At 74.4% G+C, this 16,312-nt stretch carries 14 protein-coding genes; 4 read left to right on the plus strand and 10 right to left on the minus strand.

From position 1 onward, the window contains the following. The first annotated feature begins 84 nt into the window (after positions 1 to 84). Positions 85 to 1,584, plus strand: a complete 1,500-nt coding sequence (locus tag ACLWS4_RS35900) for an aminopeptidase P family protein (protein ID WP_074001837.1) — start codon at positions 85 to 87, stop codon at positions 1,582 to 1,584. A gap of 96 nt (positions 1,585 to 1,680) precedes the next feature. Here the strand turns inward: ACLWS4_RS35900 and ACLWS4_RS35905 are convergent, their stop codons facing one another. The 3 genes from ACLWS4_RS35905 to ACLWS4_RS35915 all read right to left on the minus strand — a co-directional run bounded on the left by ACLWS4_RS35905 (position 1,681) and on the right by ACLWS4_RS35915 (position 5,244). Then, positions 1,681 to 2,865 (minus strand): hypothetical protein, encoded by a 1,185-nt coding sequence (locus ACLWS4_RS35905; protein ID WP_416876327.1) that lies wholly within the window; start codon positions 2,863 to 2,865, stop codon positions 1,681 to 1,683. 256 nt (positions 2,866 to 3,121) lie between these two features. Beyond that, a complete protein-coding gene (locus ACLWS4_RS35910; protein WP_416876328.1) occupies positions 3,122 to 4,570 on the minus strand; it encodes a hypothetical protein in 1,449 nt (482 codons plus the stop codon). Then, a complete protein-coding gene (locus ACLWS4_RS35915) occupies positions 4,567 to 5,244 on the minus strand; it encodes an RNA polymerase sigma factor (protein ID WP_241852808.1) in 678 nt (225 codons plus the stop codon). Before ACLWS4_RS35915 ends, ACLWS4_RS35910 begins: the two co-directional genes overlap by 4 nt. Before the next feature lie 234 nt (positions 5,245 to 5,478). Between ACLWS4_RS35915 and ACLWS4_RS35920 the strand changes: the two genes are divergently transcribed. Next, complete coding sequence (locus tag ACLWS4_RS35920) at positions 5,479 to 6,534, plus strand: helix-turn-helix domain-containing protein (RefSeq protein ID WP_416876329.1); 1,056 nt, start codon at positions 5,479 to 5,481, stop codon at positions 6,532 to 6,534. Between the two features lie 9 nt (positions 6,535 to 6,543). On the opposite strand, the gene ACLWS4_RS35925 is transcribed toward ACLWS4_RS35920, so the two are convergent. The 7 genes from ACLWS4_RS35925 to ACLWS4_RS35955 all read right to left on the minus strand — a co-directional run bounded on the left by ACLWS4_RS35925 (position 6,544) and on the right by ACLWS4_RS35955 (position 13,395). Further along, a complete protein-coding gene (locus tag ACLWS4_RS35925) occupies positions 6,544 to 7,389 on the minus strand; it encodes a MerR family transcriptional regulator (protein ID WP_416876330.1) in 846 nt (281 codons plus the stop codon). An 85-nt stretch (positions 7,390 to 7,474) separates the two neighbouring features. Next, positions 7,475 to 8,725, minus strand: a complete 1,251-nt coding sequence (locus tag ACLWS4_RS35930) for a hypothetical protein (protein ID WP_375875080.1) — start codon at positions 8,723 to 8,725, stop codon at positions 7,475 to 7,477. Positions 8,726 to 8,966: 241 nt separating this feature from the next. After that, on the minus strand, positions 8,967 to 10,109 hold the full coding sequence (locus ACLWS4_RS35935) for an LPXTG cell wall anchor domain-containing protein (protein ID WP_143204510.1): 1,143 nt from the start codon (positions 10,107 to 10,109) through the stop codon (positions 8,967 to 8,969). 409 nt (positions 10,110 to 10,518) lie between these two features. Then, positions 10,519 to 11,100 carry an NAD(P)H-dependent oxidoreductase gene (locus ACLWS4_RS35940; RefSeq protein WP_049651640.1) on the minus strand — a complete coding sequence of 194 codons (582 nt, stop codon included), beginning with the start codon at positions 11,098 to 11,100 and terminating at the stop codon, positions 10,519 to 10,521. A gap of 156 nt (positions 11,101 to 11,256) precedes the next feature. Next, complete coding sequence (locus ACLWS4_RS35945) at positions 11,257 to 12,141, minus strand: NAD(P)-dependent oxidoreductase (protein WP_117488646.1); 885 nt, start codon at positions 12,139 to 12,141, stop codon at positions 11,257 to 11,259. Positions 12,142 to 12,250: 109 nt separating this feature from the next. Next, complete coding sequence (locus ACLWS4_RS35950; protein WP_049651638.1) at positions 12,251 to 12,682, minus strand: hypothetical protein; 432 nt, start codon at positions 12,680 to 12,682, stop codon at positions 12,251 to 12,253. Between the two features lie 152 nt (positions 12,683 to 12,834). After that, positions 12,835 to 13,395, minus strand: coding sequence for a GlcG/HbpS family heme-binding protein (locus ACLWS4_RS35955; RefSeq protein ID WP_074001844.1), 561 nt, complete (start codon positions 13,393 to 13,395; stop codon positions 12,835 to 12,837). Between the two features lie 330 nt (positions 13,396 to 13,725). On the opposite strand from ACLWS4_RS35955, the gene ACLWS4_RS35960 reads away from it, so the two are divergent. Further along, a complete protein-coding gene (locus ACLWS4_RS35960) occupies positions 13,726 to 15,000 on the plus strand; it encodes a sensor histidine kinase (protein WP_416876331.1) in 1,275 nt (424 codons plus the stop codon). A 63-nt stretch (positions 15,001 to 15,063) separates the two neighbouring features. Beyond that, the gene (locus ACLWS4_RS35965; RefSeq protein WP_049651636.1) at positions 15,064 to 15,726 is read left to right on the plus strand and encodes a response regulator; all 663 of its coding nucleotides are present in this window, start codon (positions 15,064 to 15,066) and stop codon (positions 15,724 to 15,726) included. The last annotated feature ends 586 nt before the right edge of the window (positions 15,727 to 16,312 follow it).

Consider the following 16,312-nt stretch of genomic DNA (forward strand, 5'->3'; position numbering starts at 1 on the left):
GACGGACGCACGGCCGCCCGCGCGTGTCGCGATCCGACACCTCCCCCAGGGGCGGCGGTACCACCCCCCAAGGAGGCGTTGCACGTGACCGAGGACCGTACCCCCGCGGTGGCCGAGAACCCCGAGGCCGAGGGCGGCGAGGAGCCTGAGCAGCACAAGGGCCGCAAGAACGGTCTCTACGGCGACATCTCCGACGAGCTGGCCGCCTCGATGAAGTCCGGCTGGGCCGACACCGAGCTGCACGGCCTCGCCCCCGTCGCCCAGGCCCCGTACGCGGCCGAGCGCCGCGCCGCGCTGTCCGCCGCCTACCCCGGCGAGCGCCTGGTCGTCCCGGCCGGCAACCTGCGGGTCCGCTCCAACGACACCGACTACGCGTTCCGCGCCGCCAGCGAGTACGTCCACCTCACCGGCGACCAGACCGAGGACGCGGTGCTGGTCGGCGAGCCGACCGGCGCGACCGGCCACGACTTCGTGCTCTACCTGCTGCCCCGCTCGAACCGCGAGAACGGCGAGTTCTGGCTGGACGGCTACGGCGAGCTGTGGGTCGGCCGCCGGCACAGCCTGGCCGAGCAGGAGCAGCTGCTCGGGCTGCCCGCCCGCGACGTGCGCAAGGCCGCCGAGGAGCTGGCCGCGAAGGCCGCCGACTCCGCCGTGCCGACCCGCATCGTCCGCGGCTACGACGCCGGCCTGGAGGCCGCGCTCGCCGACGCCCTGGACGCCGACAAGGACGCCGGACTCAAGGAGTTCCTGAGCGGCCTGCGGCTGGTCAAGGACGCGTGGGAGATCGGCGAGCTGCGCGCCGCCTGCGACGCCACCGTCAAGGGCTTCACCGACGTGGTCCGCGAGCTGGGCCAGGCCGTCGCCACCTCGGAGCGCTGGATCGAGGGCACCTTCTGGCGCCGCGCCCGGGTCGAGGGCAACGACGTCGGCTACGGCACCATCGCCGCGGCCGGCCCGCACGCCACCACCCTGCACTGGGTGCGCAACGACGGCGACGTGCGCCCGGGCGAGCTGCTGCTGCTGGACGCGGGCGTGGAGACCAGCACCCTCTACACCGCGGACGTCACCCGCAGCCTGCCGATCAACGGCAGCTTCACCGAGGTCCAGCGCCGGATCTACGACGCGGTGTACGACGCCCAGGAGGCCGGCATCGCCGCGGTGAAGCCCGGCGCCCGGTTCCGCGACTTCCACGAGGCCTCGCAGCGCGTGCTCGCCGAGCGGCTGCTCGCCTGGGGCCTGCTGGACGCCTCGGTGTACGACGTCGAGAAGGTCCTGGAGCTGGGCCTCCAGCGCCGCTGGACCCTGCACGGCACCGGCCACATGCTCGGCCTGGACGTCCACGACTGCGCCCACTCGCGCCGCGAGGAGCACGTCGACGCGCTGCTGGTCCCCGGCATGGTGCTGACCGTCGAGCCCGGCCTGTACTTCCAGCAGGACGACCTGACCGTGCCGGAGGAGTACCGCGGCATCGGCGTCCGGATCGAGGACGACATCCTGGTCACCGCCGACGGCAACGAGAACCTCTCGGCCGGCCTGCCCCGCAGCGCCGAGGACGTCGAGGCCTGGATGGCCTCGCTCGCCTGAGCCTCCGCACGACGGCCGTGACGCGGCCACGGTGAAGGGCCGGCCTCCCGAGCAGTGGGAGGCCGGGCCCTTCGGCTCCGGTGCGGGCCGCCGGTGTCAGCGACGGACGGCGGGCCGCAGGGTGGTGGGGGCGCCGTAGTGGCCGTCCGAGGCGCCGCCGACCTCGATCTCCACCGGCTTGGTGGAACCGGTCCGCTTCAGGCCGACCCGGAAGGTGTACTCGGCCGGGTTGCCCGTCATCACGCCGGTCAGCTGGGCCGGCGCCACCCCGATCCGCCCGTTGCAGTCCTCGGTCGCCTCGAAGGACTTCCACTCGCCGCCGACCTTCGCCTCGATCGTGACGTCCTCCCCGGTCAGGCCCTCGCTCGCGGGCACGGACAGGTACACCGCCGGGCGCAGCAGGCCGGGGCCGTCGGGCGAGGAGACCTTGAAGGAGAACTCGGTCGGGGTCCCGCCGACGACCAGCGGGGTCGGCTTGGAGACCGAGTTCACCACCGGGCGGTGCGAGTCGACGACGGACGTGGTCACCACGCCCTTGGTCAGCACCTTGTAGGTGGACGGCACCACGGCGTCCGCCTCGACGTACAGCCTGCCCGGCTGGTTGCCCGCGTCGAGCACCATCCGGTACTCGACCGTCCGGCTCTCGCCGGCGGCCAGCTCGAAGGCCGCGTCGTTGCCCGTACCCGCGTAGTCCATGCCGCCGCCCTGGCTCAGCGCGGGCATGGCCTTCCAGCCGGTGGCGTCCTTGCGCTCCAGGGTGCCCTGCGCCATCGAGAGCACCCGCCGGCACTCCGCGCCCTCGAACTGCTGGGTGGCCACCACCGGCGCCACCGCGCGGGTGCCCGAGGCGTCGTTGTTCTTCCAGGTCACCGAGAAGGAGACCTGGTCGCCCACTTGGATCTTCTGGCCCGCGCGCAGGCCGTTGAAGGTGATCCCGATGCCGCCGGCGGGCTTGGCCGGGGCGGGCGCGGCCGGGGCCTTCGCGGCGGTCTTGGCCTCGGTCTTGGCGGCCACGGGCGCGACCGGAGCGGCGGCCGGGGCGGCGTTGGTCAGGGCGGGGGTGGTCGGCGCGGCCTCGGTGGTCGGCGCGGCCGGGGCGGGGACGGTCGGGACGGCGCCCGCGCCGGGGGTGGCCGACGAGGTGGCCGCGGGGGTGGAGGCGGGAGCGGAGGCGGCGACGGACGCCTCGCCGTTCGTCGGGCCGCAGGCCGCGATTCCCACGGCGGTGACGACGGCCAGCGGGACGATCTTCGCAATACGGGCGATAACGGACGCGTTCATGTGACAGTCCCCCCAAGGACATGGTGATGGTGGTGATCGAATGAGCGGGCGCCTACGGTCGCGCCCCGAGGAACCGGCCCGAGCCCCCCGGCTCCGCCGGCTCGCTCTCCCTGCCTCTCACCCTGATAGACGTCCATCCCGCCGGGGGGTTGCAGGCCGGTTCGAAGAATTTTTCCCGGCCCCTCCCCGGAACGCCGAAAGGCGCCGCGACCGGGGGAAACCCGGTCGCGGCGCCTCAACGGCCAGCGTGGAACGGCTACTTCACGACCGTCACCGGGACGATCAGCTCCTTCACGGAGGTCAGCGGCGCGGAACCGTCGTACGGCAGCACCGCCTGGACGGACACCGGCATCGTGCCGGGCCCGTCCAGCTTGTCGAGGGCCATCCGGTACGTCACCGTCCTGGACTCTCCCGGCGCGAGCGAGAACTGGGCCTGCTGGCCCACCATGGCGTAGTCCATGCCGCCGCCGATCGCGAGCGGGATCTCCTTCCAGACGCCGCCGTCCTGGCGCTCCAGCTTGCCCTTGTTCATCGTGACCATCTCGCTCGGCGGCGTCCCGGCGTACTCCTTCGTGTAGACCAGCGGCTGGAGCTTGTCGTAGGTCTTCTGGCCGGTGTTCCGGTACGTCACCGTGAAGGTCACCGGGGTGCCGTTGGTGGACACCTTCTGCCCGGCGCCGATGCCGCCGTCGACCGTGATCGCGATGTCCTTCGCGCCCTTGTCGGACGCGGTCAGCGACGGCGACTTGTGGCCGCTCACGTCCAGGCTGTTGACGATCGCCGTCAGGCCCGACTGGTAGTCGCTCTTGAGCCCGTTCGCCACCACGAAGACCTGGTCCAGGCCCATCCCCCACAGCTGGGCGGTGAAGGTGTCCCCGGGCTTGCAGGTGACGTTCCACTGGGTCTTGTCGATCGTCTTGCCGGCCACGGTGGACTTGGTCCGCACGGGTGCGCCGACCGAGGAGTAGCCGTTGTCCGGGAAGTAGGGCCGGCCCCAGATCGGGCAGTTCGGCTGGTGGCCCCAGCCGCTGTCGGCGACCAGGTCGTCCGTCGTCGGCCAGGCGCCGCCCTCGAGTTCGTCCGGGGAGTTGTAGGCCACGACCAGGACGCCGTACGGCTCGCACCTGGCCGGCGCCCAGCCCTGCTGCGGCTCCGTCGGCGCGCCCGGACTCAGGACGCAGACCCGGTCGGCCGAGACCGGTACGGCCTTCCAGCCCGCCGGCACCTTGAACTTGACGCCGCGCAGGCTGGACGAGCTCGCCGGGCCGCTCGCGGTGCCGGGGGCGGAGGTCGCGGTGGTCGGGACGCCGTCGGCGAGCGGGACCTCCGTCTCGGCCTCGCTGGTGGGCGTGCCCGGATCGGTGGGGGCGGCCGTCGGGCTGGGGTCGCCGGTCGGCTCGGGCGTCGGGCTCGGCGAGGTGGTCAGGGTGGCGGCCGGGGGCGGGACCTCGTCCTGGGCGACCGGCTCGCCGTGGAAGGTGAGCACGCCGAGCGCCATGGCGGCGGCCAGGCCGAGCGGCACGGTGACGGCGTACACCGGGCGCAGCCGGCGGATCCGGTTCTTCGGGGGAGCGGCCGGGCGCAGGCTGGCGGCCGTGACGAGGGAGGCCCGGGCCGTCATCGCCTCGCGGAGCAGCCGTTCCGTCGGTGTCTCGGCCGGCCCGTCGCCGTCGCCGCCGGTGCGGCGGGGGAGCTTGTCGGTCATCGAACCTTCTCCAGGTGCTTTTCCAAGGCGTCCAGAGCGCGGCTGGCGGTGGACTTCACGGCACCCCGGGACAGTCCCAGGGTCTCGGCTATCTGCGCCTCCGACAGGTCGGACCAGTAGCGCAGCACCAGCACCTCACGCTGGCGGGGAGTCAACTCCTGCAGGGCCACCAGCACCCGGCGGTGCTCGTCGTTGAGCACCGCGTGGTCCTCGGCGGACGGGGCGTCGGCCACGTGCGGCGGCACGTACTCGCGGGCGGTCTTGCGGCGGCGCAGCATCGAGCGGGCGCCGTTGACCACCGAGGTGCGCAGGTAGCCGAGCGCGTTGTCGAGGTCGTCCAGCTCCTCGCCGTAGCGCTGGTAGAGCTGGGTGAAGGCGTCCTGGACGACGTCCTCGGCCAGGTCCTGGTGGTCGACCAGCATGACCGCCATCCGGACCAGGCCGAGCCGGTGGGCGTGGTACAGGTCGGTCAGGGTGGGCCGGTCCTCGGCGGGCTTGCGACCGCCGCGCAGCAGCCGGAAACCGGAGCGGCGCTGCTTCGCCTCCTGCTCGGTGGCGGCGCCGGCGAGCGGCTCGCCGGCCTCCTGCGCGCCGAACAGCGCGGCGACGACTCCACGGATGGAGAAGCCCCGCCCCCCTGCCTGCGCGGCGGTCGGCCCGATGGCCATGGACATGCGCGTTTCCGCTTTCCCCCGGGACGGTGACGGCGGCCGCCGTTCCGTCAGGTCACCTGATCAAGATCGTGATCGGGGGGATCATCCCAGCCGCCCTCTGCCGGGTTCCCTCCGCCCCCGTACCAAAGGACGTGTGACGGGGGTGAAGGTTGCAGGTGGGTTCGAAGAAAATTCCGAAGGGGTCGGGACGGCTACACTCACCGGCATTCCGCCACCCGTGAGCAGGGGGTTCGCATGGCCGAGCAGCACGCCGAGGACCTGACCGGTGCCGCACCGCGGCCGGTGCCCGTCGCCATCGGCCGGCGCCCGGAGCCCGTGCACGACGTCGCGGTGTACGCCTTCCCGGGCATGGCGCCGTTCGAACTCGGCGTGGTGGTCGAGGTGTTCGGACTGGCGCGGCCCGAGCTGGCCGGGCTGCTGGCGGCTCCCTGGTACGGGCTGAAGGTCTGCGCCGACCGGCCCGGGACGCCGCTGGAGGCGGTGGGCGGCTTCACGCTGACCGCCCGGCACGGGCTGGACGAGCTGGCCGCGGCCGACACGGTGGTGGTCCCCGGGGTGCCGAACCCGTTCGGCGGCGTCTCCCCCGACCTGGTCGAGGCGCTGCGCACCGCGCACGGGCGCGGCGCCCGGATCGTGTCGATCTGCTCGGGCGCCTTCGCACCGGCCGCCGCCGGACTGCTGGACGGCCGGGAGGCGACCACCCACTGGCGGTACGCCGAACTGCTCCAGCAGCGGTACCCGGCGGTGCGGGTCAACCCCGACGTGCTGTACGTGGACAACGGCGACGTGCTGACCAGCGCGGGCAGCGCGGCCGGCATCGACCTCTGCCTGCACCTGGTCCGCCGGGACCACGGCGCCAAGGTGGCCAACGCGGTGGCCCGCCGCTTCGTGGTGGCGCCGCACCGGGACGGCGGGCAGGCCCAGTTCGTCGAGGCGGCGGTCCGCCCGGTCGAGGAGGAGGACGACGGGATCGCCCTCAGCATGCGGTGGGCGCTGGACCACCTGTCGTCCCCGCTGACCATCTCGCAGCTGGCCCGCGCCGCCCGGATGTCGGACCGCTCGTACCTGCGGCACTTCACCGCCCGCACCGGGACCAGCCCGATGCGCTGGGTCGTCACCCAGCGCATCGCGACCAGTCTGGCGCTACTGGAGTCACCGGAGGGGACGGTGGAGGAGATCGCCGCGGCAGTCGGCTTCGAGAGCGCCGCGACCTTCCGCCACCACTTCGGCCGGGTGATGCGCACCTCGCCGACCGCCTACCGGCGCTCCTTCGGGCGCGGGGTGGCCTGAGCGCGCGGTCTACTGCCCCTCGCGCTCCTCCGCGCGCTTCTCCGCGGCCTTCTCCTCGGCCTTCTCCGCGGTCTTCTCCGCGGACTTCCCCTCGCGCCGGTCCGCGTTGGCGACGATGGCGTCGTGCAGCCACTGGGCCAGGCCCGGCGCGATCTTCTCGTAGGTGTCGGTCCAGCGCGGGTCCGAGACGTACAGGCAGGCCAGGCCGCGGTGGATGGTGTACGTGCAGTCGTAGAAGTTCTGGCGGATGTGCTGCCGGTGCTCCTCCGCGAGGCCGGTGGCCACCGTGCCGTCGGCGGGCTCGCCGGCGGTGACCGCCCCGGCCAGGCGCTCGTTGAGCGCGGTCATCTCGGCCTGGATGCGCTGCCAGTCGGCCTTGGAGTAGCCGCCGGTGCGGCGCTGCGACTCGGCCCAGGCCGCGGTGTCGCCCCAGCGCTGCTCGGCCTCCTGCTCCCAGTCCTCCTGGTAGCCCTCGCCGAAGATCTCGAACTTCTCCTCCGGGGTCAGCTGAATGCCCATTCTCCGTGCCTCCATGGCGTGTTCGACGGCTGAGGCGAGCTCCTGGAGGTGACCGATCCGGTCGGTGAGCAACCGGTGCTGCCGCCGGAGGTGCTCGGTCGGGCTGACCGAGTCGTCGTCCAGGATCGCCGCGATCTCGTCCAGGGGGAACCCGAGCTCCCGATAGAAGAGGACCTGCTGCAGCCGGTCGAGGTCGGCGTCCACGTACCGGCGGTAGCCGGACCGGGTCCGGCCGGCCGGGGACAGCAGGCCGATCTCGTCGTAGTGGTGCAGGGTGCGGACGGTCACCTTGGCGATCTTCGCCACGGCGCCGACCGAGTAGCCCTCACTGGTCATCGGGGTTCCTCCCTGGTGCTGACCACCACCCTCGGCTCTCACGTCGCGTGAGGGTCAAGCCGTGGACGGGGACGGGCCCCTGCCGTCAGACCCCGGCGCCGGCCAGCGCCCGCTCGCGCCGCCGGCCGCCCCGACCGCCCCGGCGGCCGGTGCCGCCGCTGCCGCCGTCGCCCGGTGCGCCGGGCCGCTGCCGCCGGGACCGCTGGGTGGGCCAGAACAGCACGTACCCGGCGGAGACCACCACGAAGGCGAGCCGGACGAAGCCGCGGGCCGCGTCGGACGGGAGCAACAGCGTGCCGCCGTACAGCGCGGCCAGCGCGATCCAGCTCCACCACGGGACGAGCCGCTTCTGCCCGACGGCGTCCCAGAGCAGGGTGCCGAGCAGGATCGAGGCCGTGTAGTACGTGTAGACGCTCGGGTCGAGCAGGATGCGGGCGTCCGCACCCAGCAGCACCACGGCCGGCCAGCGGCCGCGCCAGACGGCGACGCAGCCGAGCCCGATGCCGAGCGCGAACTGGGTCGGCCGGTCCCACCAGGGGGTGGCCGGGTCGGTGACCCCGAACCAGCGCAGCGCGGAGGCGGGCTGGTTCGGGATGGTGAACTTGGCGGCCGCCATGGTGTCCAGGTTGCCCAGGTAGAACGGCAGCCAGGCGATCGCCACCAGGGCGCAGAACCAGAGCGCGGTGCGCAGCCAGGCGGGCCGGGGCAGCGCCAGGATCAGCGGGGCGAAGGCGATCGCCCAGGGCTTGGAGTCCACCGCCAGCGCCAGGAAGACCGCGACCTGGACGGGCTTGCCGCGGGCCAGGGCGTGCGCGGCGAGGGTGGTGAAGAACAGCGCGAGGACGTCGTCCAGGTGCGCGAAGCGGACCGAGACCTCGACCCACATCGGGATGAACGCCAGCCCGGCGATCAGCAGCCGCTGCTGCAGCCGCCGGTGGTTGGTCCCGGTGCCGAGGTAGTACAGGGCCGCGGTGCGGCCGACCACGACCAGCATCACCAGGCCCAGCCCGGCGCTCACCGCCTCGGCGATCAGCTCGCCGGTGTGCGGTGCGAACGGGGCGGTGAGCCGGGCCGCGGCCAGGCTGACCGGGCCGATCTGGAGCTCCGGGTGGTGGGCGTAGAGCGACAGGCCGCCGTCGGGCTGGCCGCTGAAGAGCAACTGCTCGCCCTGGCGCAGGTAGTGCCAGGAGAAGCCGCCGCTGGGCTCGACCAGGAGGAACCAGAGCACCGTCCAGGCGGTCAGCAGGACGTGGTGCCTCCGGAGCGGCAGCCCGGCTATCCGCCCGGTCGTCGCCTCGTAGTCGGTGGTGGTCCGTGCCGTGCGTGCTACCCGCACCTGTCCTCTCCCCGCCGTTCCGCCCCCCCTCCGGCCGGACATCCTATGTGACGGAGGAGAACCGTCCGGACCGCCCGCGGGACGGCCCGGGTCGGCCCCCGGAACGGCCCGTGCCGCCCGCGGATCCGTCCGAGGGGACGGTGCGGGCGGCACGGGGGTGTTCCGGATCAGTGCCCTTCGGATCAGTGCGCTTCGGGTCGGCGCGCCTCGGGTCGGCGCGCTCGCGTCAGCGCGCTTCGCCTCAGCCCTGCTGGGCGGACTTGCGGCGGCGCAGCACCACGAGGGTGCCGACACCGGCCACCAGGACGGCGCCGCCGGTGGCCGCGATCGCGGTGGTGTTGCTACCGCCACCGGTCTGGGCCAGGGCCTTGTCGCTGCCGTCCGCGGCGGCCTTGGCCTTGTCGACGGCGGCCGGGGTCAGCGGCGGCGGGGTGATGACCGGGGGCTCCACCGGGAAGTCGATCGGGCCCGAGGTGTCGCCGCTGCTCTCGACCGGGGCCGGGGCGGTGGCCGAGCCGGAGGGCTCACCGGTGGCCGGAGTGGTCGGCTTCTCGGTCGGCTTCTCGGTGGGCTTCTCGGTCGGGGTGTCGGTCGGCTTGCCGGTGGGCGTCTCGGTCGGCTTCTCGGTCGGCGTGACGGTCGCGGTGGCCGACGGCGAGCCGCTCGCGGTCGGGCTGGGCTTGCCCGTCTGGGACTGGGTCGGCGTCGGGCTGGGCTTGCCGGTGTGCGTCGGGGTCGGCTTGCCGCCCGGCGCCTTGATGGTGAAGCCCACGCCGCCGTCGCAGCTGAGGTGGCCGTTGTCGACCGGCTGGTGGGTGGAGTCGTCGAGCTGGGCGGCGAAGACGACCGGGACGACGCCGGCCCGGCCGAGCGGGGAGCCGTCGGTGAAGGACGCCCGGACCTTGATCGGGACGTTCTTGCCGCGGTTCACCCCGAGCAGGTCGTCGGCGACCGGGTTGCCGGCCGAGTCCAGGGTGCCGAGCATCATCAGGACGGAGCTGTTCTTCTCGCCGCTCTGGTCGGGGGCGACCACGGCGGTCTGCCACTCACCGCCGGGGAGCCGGTACTGGACCTTGAGGTCCTTCGCCTGGAGCGAGCCCGCCTTGTTCTTGAACTTGAGCAGCGGGATGAAGACGAAGTCGTGCTTCGTCCGGTTGTCGATCTTGAAGGTGAACTCGCGGGCGTCGCCGCCGGCGATGAAGGTGCCGGGCACGCCGTTCAGCGAGAGGTCGAGGCTCGCGCGCGACGCCTTGTCGGCCTGCGAGGCGACGGCGGACGGGGTGCCGGTGGCACCGACGGCCATGGCGCCCTGGGCGCCGGCCAGGACGAGCGAGGACGCGAGCGCGGCGGCCCCGGCAAGGGCAAGACTGCGACGTATGGACAAGGGAGACCTCACGGAAGTGTCCGGGCGAGGCCCGGGCGCGAGGGGGCGGCCGAAGAACGCCGCGGACCCCCCGCGAAAGCTGAAAGTGCGACGGAGAGTACCGAACGACGGGACCGGTCCGGAAGGCGGGTGGCACACTGCGGTCCGGGCCCGGGAGAGGACTGCCCGATTCGTCCAACTCTGGCCGTCCGTACGCCTTTTGCGCCCGGCCTGGGCGGCGGCCGGATGACGGGTACACGCCCGGAGGACGGTACCGCACGACCCCCGGCGGCGGGCGGCGCGTGCGCGCGGCACCCGGCCCGCCGGGGGTCGGTCCGTGAGGGGGTCGATCTGTGAGGGGGTCGGCCGTACGGAACCGGCCGCGAGCGATCTGCCCCGAGGGGCCGGCCCGGAAGGCCGGCCCGGAGGATCAGCCCGCGAAGAAGGACTTGGCCGCGATCACCGCGCGCTCGTCCGCCAGCGCCTCGCCCGGGCGGGTGCCGTGGCCCAGCAGCACCCCGCCCCAGCGCATCCCCATGTAGTCGGCGGTCAGCCGGAGGGTGCCGATCAGCGGCTCGGCGTTGTCGTCGTCCTCGGTGGCGAGGGCGGTCACGCCCCAGATGGTGCCGCCGCGCATCCCCTCGCGGAACTCCACGCCGGGCACCCGGAACCAGGCCGACCAGTAGTCGAGGTAGAGCTTGGCGCTGGTCGGCAGCGCGTACCAGTACAGCGGCGCGACGAAGACCAGGTCGGTGGCCGCCAGGGTGGCGTCCAGCAGCGTCCGCTCGTGGCCGGCCGGCTCGGGGTACGTGCCGTCGCCGGTGTGCCGCAGGTCCCGGAAGGGCGGCAGCGGGTGCTCGTCCAGCCGCAGCCACTGCTGCTCGGCGCCGGCCGGCAGGCTCGACTCGGCGGCCAGCCGGGCGAGCCGGGCCGAGTTGCCGTCGGGGCGCGCGCTGGCGTCGAGGAACAGGAAACGGCGCGGCGTCTCGGCGCCGGGCGGCTGATCGCCCATCAGGACTCCTCCGTGGTACGTACGGTGCGGACGCAGGAGTGAGCAGCCGTCGGACGCCGGTTTATTCCGCCGCCGCGCCAACCGCCGGGTGGCACCCGGGGATTGGCGGGCGCGGGTCCGGTCCGGCAGCCCGGCCCGGGGGCCGGCGGGTGGAGGTCAGTCGGGCAGCCCGGCCCGGCGGCGGGCGACCTCGGCGACCGCCGCCCAGTCCTTGTCCCCGTCGCCGTGGGCCAGCGCGTCCAGGAAGGCGTCCCGCAGGACGCTGCCGATCGGCAGCGGCACGTTGCGCGCGGCCCCCGCGTCCAGCGCGAGGCCGACGTCCTTGAGGCCGAGCGGCAGCCGGAACCCGGCCGGCTCGTACCGGCGTTCGGCCACCATCGCGCCGTAGCCGGTGTGGATCGGTCCGGGGAAGAGCGTGCCGGTGAGCAGGTCGACCAGGTCGGTCGGCCGGATCCCGTGCGCCTCGGCCAGGCTGCACGCCTCGGCCATCGACTCGATCGCGCAGGCGATCAGGAAGTTGGTGCTGATCTTGACGGTGTTGGCCTGCCGGGGGCTCTCGCCGAAGTGCCAGGTGCGCTCGCCCATCGCGGCGAACAGCGGCTCGGCCCGCTCCAGCAGCTCGGGCGCGCCCGCGACCAGGATGTTCAGCCGCCCCGCCGCCGCGACCGGCGGCCGGCCGAGGACGGGGGCGGCGACGTAGCCGACGCCGTGCTCGGCGTGCAGCGCCTCGGCCCGCTCCGCGAGGGCGAGCGAGACGGTGGCCATGTTGACGTGCAGGGTCGCCCCGGCGCCGGCCAGCAGCGCGGGGTCGAGCAGCAGCCGCTCGACCGCCGCGTCGTTGGCGAGCATGGAGACCACCGTGTCGGCGGCGAACACCTCGGCGAGCGAGCCGGCCGCCTCCGCGCCCTCGGCCACCATGGCGGCCACCGGCTCGGGCGAGCGGTTCCAGACCCGTACGGTGTGGCCGGCCCGCAGCAGGCTGCCGGCCATGCCGCGCCCCATCGCACCCAGCCCCACGAAGCCGATCGTCCGCCCGGTCATCCGCGCACTCCCGTCGCCGCCGCACCGCTCGTATGCGGCCGACTGTACGTCAGAAGAGCTGCGCTACCTGCCGGTCGGCACGGAAGCACACCCGGAGCCGGGCCGGTCCTCAGGCGCAGGCGCGGGCCCGGGACGGCAGCCGGGTGCGGTCGGCGGCCGCGCCGCGCTCCAGCTCGGCGACCACCCGGGTGCGCAGCAGCTCGTACTGGGCCTGGAGCCGGCCGGGGCGGGCCGGGCGGGCGACCGGACGGCCGCGGCCGACCAGCTCGTCCGGCCCGAACTGCTCGCGGGTGAGGTCGATCTCGAAGCCGGTGGCGAAACGGTTCCACCAGTGGAGGTCCGTCCGCACCCCGTCGACGTACACCTCGCCCATCATGAGCTCGCCGCCGAGCAGGTCGTGCACCACCATCGCCGTCACCCCGCACTGACCACGGGCGGGATTGTCGGGACGCCAGTGGGCCAGATCCTCGGGCGCACAGGTGTCGACGCCCCAGGAGGAGCGGATCGCGCGTTCGATGTCGTTGAGGGTCCACGCCGTCATACCGGGAAGCCTGCCACGCGCCACTGACAGCGGCACCGGCTTTTCGAAGGGTCATCCCGTGTTCTGCGGCTACCCTTCCGGCGTTCACCCGAACGAGACCCCGGCCCGGCGGGCCCGGCCCCTGGCGCGGGGCGGGCCCGCCGGGCCCCCGGTCACTTCGCCAGCTCGGCGACGCCCGCCTGCGCGAACTGCTCGTCCAGGTCGCCGCTGGGCGCGCCCGCGACGCCGACGGCCGCGATCGGGGCGCCCTTCGACTGGATCGGGGCGCCGCCGGCCAGGAACAGGGTGCCCGGGATGTCCTTCAGGTTCGGGGCCTGGGCCAGGCGCTTGGCCAGCTCCGAGGTCGGGGCGTTCCAGGACACCGCGGTGAAGGCCTTGCGCTCGGCCGAGACCGGGGCCTGCGGGCCGGCGCCGTCGCCCTTCAGCAGCACCCGGGTGACGCCGTCGCGGTCGACGACCGCGACCGACACGTGCTGGCCGGCCTTGGTGGCCGCGTCCAGGGCGGCCTGGGCGGCGCGGGTGGCGGCGTCGATGGTCAGGCCGCTGCTCGGGGCCAGGTTCTTGTTCTGGGTGTCGGCCTTCGCCGCGGCCGGGACGGCCGGGGTGTCGGTGGACTCGGCGCTGGCCGAGACGGCGCCCACGGTGGCGGCGGCGAGCGCGGCGGCGACGACGGTGCCGGTCAGCACCCGGGTGCGGACGGAGGTCTTCTTCATGGTCCAGCTCCTCAGCGGATCTGCGGGGTGGGGCGGGGCGGAGTGGGGGAGTTCGGGGGCCGCCGGGCCGTTGGGGGGATCGCCCGGCGGCGTGCTTCGATCCTCCGGCCGGGGAAGGGGCCGCCGCATCGGCGGTCCGGCGCGGGCGTCCGGGCATGATGGGGGACGGCGGCGTCAACCGATCGGCTGATGCGGCCCCGGGCCGGACGGGTCACCATCGAGGAATCGGTGCGGGTCGGTGCGGATCGGGACGGGCCCGTACGGACCGGCACGGCCGGTACGGGCAGGCGCCGACCGCGCACGCACCACCCGTTCAGCCAGGAGCCACCCGTGCAGCAGCCCCGCCCGACCGCTGGCCGCCCCGCCGCGGACCGCACCGGCGCCGGCGGCGCCCTCGGCCACGACGCCGGCGATCCGGACGCGGGCCGGCTCGCACTGCTGCTGGACTCCGCCTTCCTGCTGCTGCTCGCCGCCGCGCTCAGCCGCTACCTCACCCATCACTCCGGCACCGCGCAGGCGCCCTGGGTGATCGGGCTGAGCGCGGCCCTCGCGGTCGCCCAGCCGGCCGGGTCCTGGCTCGCCCACCGCCGTCCGACCGCCCCGGACCGGCACCGCCGCTGGGCGCTGGCCCTGGTGGTGGCGCTCTGGGTGGTGCTGGTGCTGCTCGCGCCGAGCTTCGCCTGGTGCGCCGTGCCGCTGATCTACACCGGGCTGCGGGTGCTGCCCGCGAAGGCGGCCATCCCGCTGGTCGGCGCGCTGACCCTGCTGGTGGTGACCGCCGAGGTCCGGCTGCCCGGCGGCGCCGACGCCACCCTCGTCCTGCTGCCGGCCGCGGTGGCCGGACTCGCCACCGGCGTCTTCCTCTTCATGGCCCGGCAGGCCGCCCGGCAGCGCGCGCTGATCGCCGACCTGGTCCGCACCCGGCGCGAACTCGCCGCCACCGAACGGCGCGAGGGCACCCTGGCCGAACGCGCGCGGCTGGCGATGGAGATCCACGACACCCTGGCACAGGGCCTGTCCAGCCAGCAGATGCTGCTCCAGGCCGCCGAGCGCACCTGGGACACCCACCCGGCGACCGCCCGCACCCACGTCCGCACCGCCGCCTCGGTGGCCGCCCGGAACCTGGCCGAGGCCCGCCGCTTCGTCCACGACCTCGCCCCGGCGGAGCTGTCCGACGGCCGCACCCTTGACCGGGCGCTGCGGGCGCTGGCCGAGCGGGAGTCCGCCGAGAGCGGGCTGCCGGTCCGCTTCCACCTGGACGGCGCGCCCGTGCCGCTGCCCGCCGCCGCACAGGCCGCGCTGCTGCGGATCGCCCAGGGCGCGCTGGCCAACGTCCGCGAGCACGCCGGGGCGTCGACGGCCGCGATCACGCTGTCCTTCCTCGGCGACCAGGCCGTGCTGGACATCGCCGACGACGGGCAGGGCTTCGACCCGGGCGCGGCCGGTGCCGGGGGTGGGAACGGCGCCGGGGACGAGGGCGGCCGTGGGTACGGCCTGCCGGCGATGCGGGCCCGGCTGCGGCAGCTGGGTGGCAGGCTGACCGTGGAGAGCGCGCCCGGCGAGGGCACCGTCGTCTCCGCCGCGATCCCCCTGGACGACCGATGAGCCCGGAACACCGGTCCCCCGAAGCACAGATGAGCCCGGACGAGCGATGACCCTGGAGCACCGATGAGCACGACTCCCGGCCGGACCACTCCCGTCCGGACCGCTCCCGTCCGGCTGCTGGTCTGCGACGACCACGCCGTGGTGCGGGCCGGACTGCTGGCGCTGCTCGCGAGCGCCGGCGACATCGAGGTGGTCGGCGAGGCCAGCACCGGGGAGGAGGCCGTCGCGCTGGCCGCCCGGCTGGCCCCGCAGGTCGTCCTGATGGACCTCCAACTCGGCGACGGCATCGACGGGGTGGAGGCCACCCGGCGGATCACCGCCACCCCGGACGGGCCGCACGTCCTGGTGCTCACCACCTACGACACCGACGCCGACATCACCCGGGCGATCGCCGCCGGCGCGACCGGCTACCTGCTGAAGGCCGAGCGGCCCGAGGAGCTGTTCGCCGCCGTGCACGCGGCCGCGCAGGGCCGCACGGTGCTCTCGCCGCCGGTCGCCTCCCGGGTGATGGCGCAGATGCGGGCGCCCTCGCCGCAGCTCACCGAGCGCGAGCTGGACATCCTCGGACAGCTGGCGCAGGGGCTGGGCAACCGGGAGATCGCCCGGGCGCTGTTCATCAGCGAGGCCACGGTGAAGACCCACCTCGGCCGGATCTACGACAAGTTGGGCGTGGACACCCGGTCGGGCGCGGTGGCGGTGGCGAAGGAACGCCGGCTGCTGCGCTGAGCCCGCCCGCTCTCCCCTCCCCCGGCCGCTTCCCTGGCTGCTTCCCCGGCTGCTTCCCCGGCTGCTTCTCCGGCTGCGCTGGGCGCCCGTCCGGTGTCACAGCGTGCTGCCACGATGCTCGGAATGTCGGATTCCACGGCGGCGTCCAGCACTACGTGTCCGCGCCCGGCGTCGGGCGGCTCGGGCGGCGGACACCCCGATGGGACGACAAACCGCTGGTCCCGGGCCCTTCCGACCACCGCGGAGCACTCCGTCACGATGTGGATGTTTTGTGGATTCCGCTATTGACAAACCAACCACGCGGTTTGTTAGTTTGAGATCAACGACGTCCCCGGAGGTGGGGGCTCGCCGGGCCTGTGCGGACCGCTCTCGCCGGAGGGGGGTGTGGCCAGGGGGGAACGGCGGGTTTGCCGGGGTGTCGGGGGGAGCGGCAACGCCGAAGCCGCGCGACGAGGCGGGGGGGGGGGGGGGGGGGGGGGGGGGGGCCCCCCCCCCCCCCCCCCCCCCCCGCGACGGTGGTGCGCCCCGCCGTTCGGACAGGCCGCACCCGGCGGACCGTCACACCATGCCCAGCGCGTACGCCGCG

The sequence above is a fragment of the Kitasatospora sp. SC0581 genome (genome assembly GCF_048159585.1).
GTDB lineage: Bacteria > Actinomycetota > Actinomycetes > Streptomycetales > Streptomycetaceae > Kitasatospora.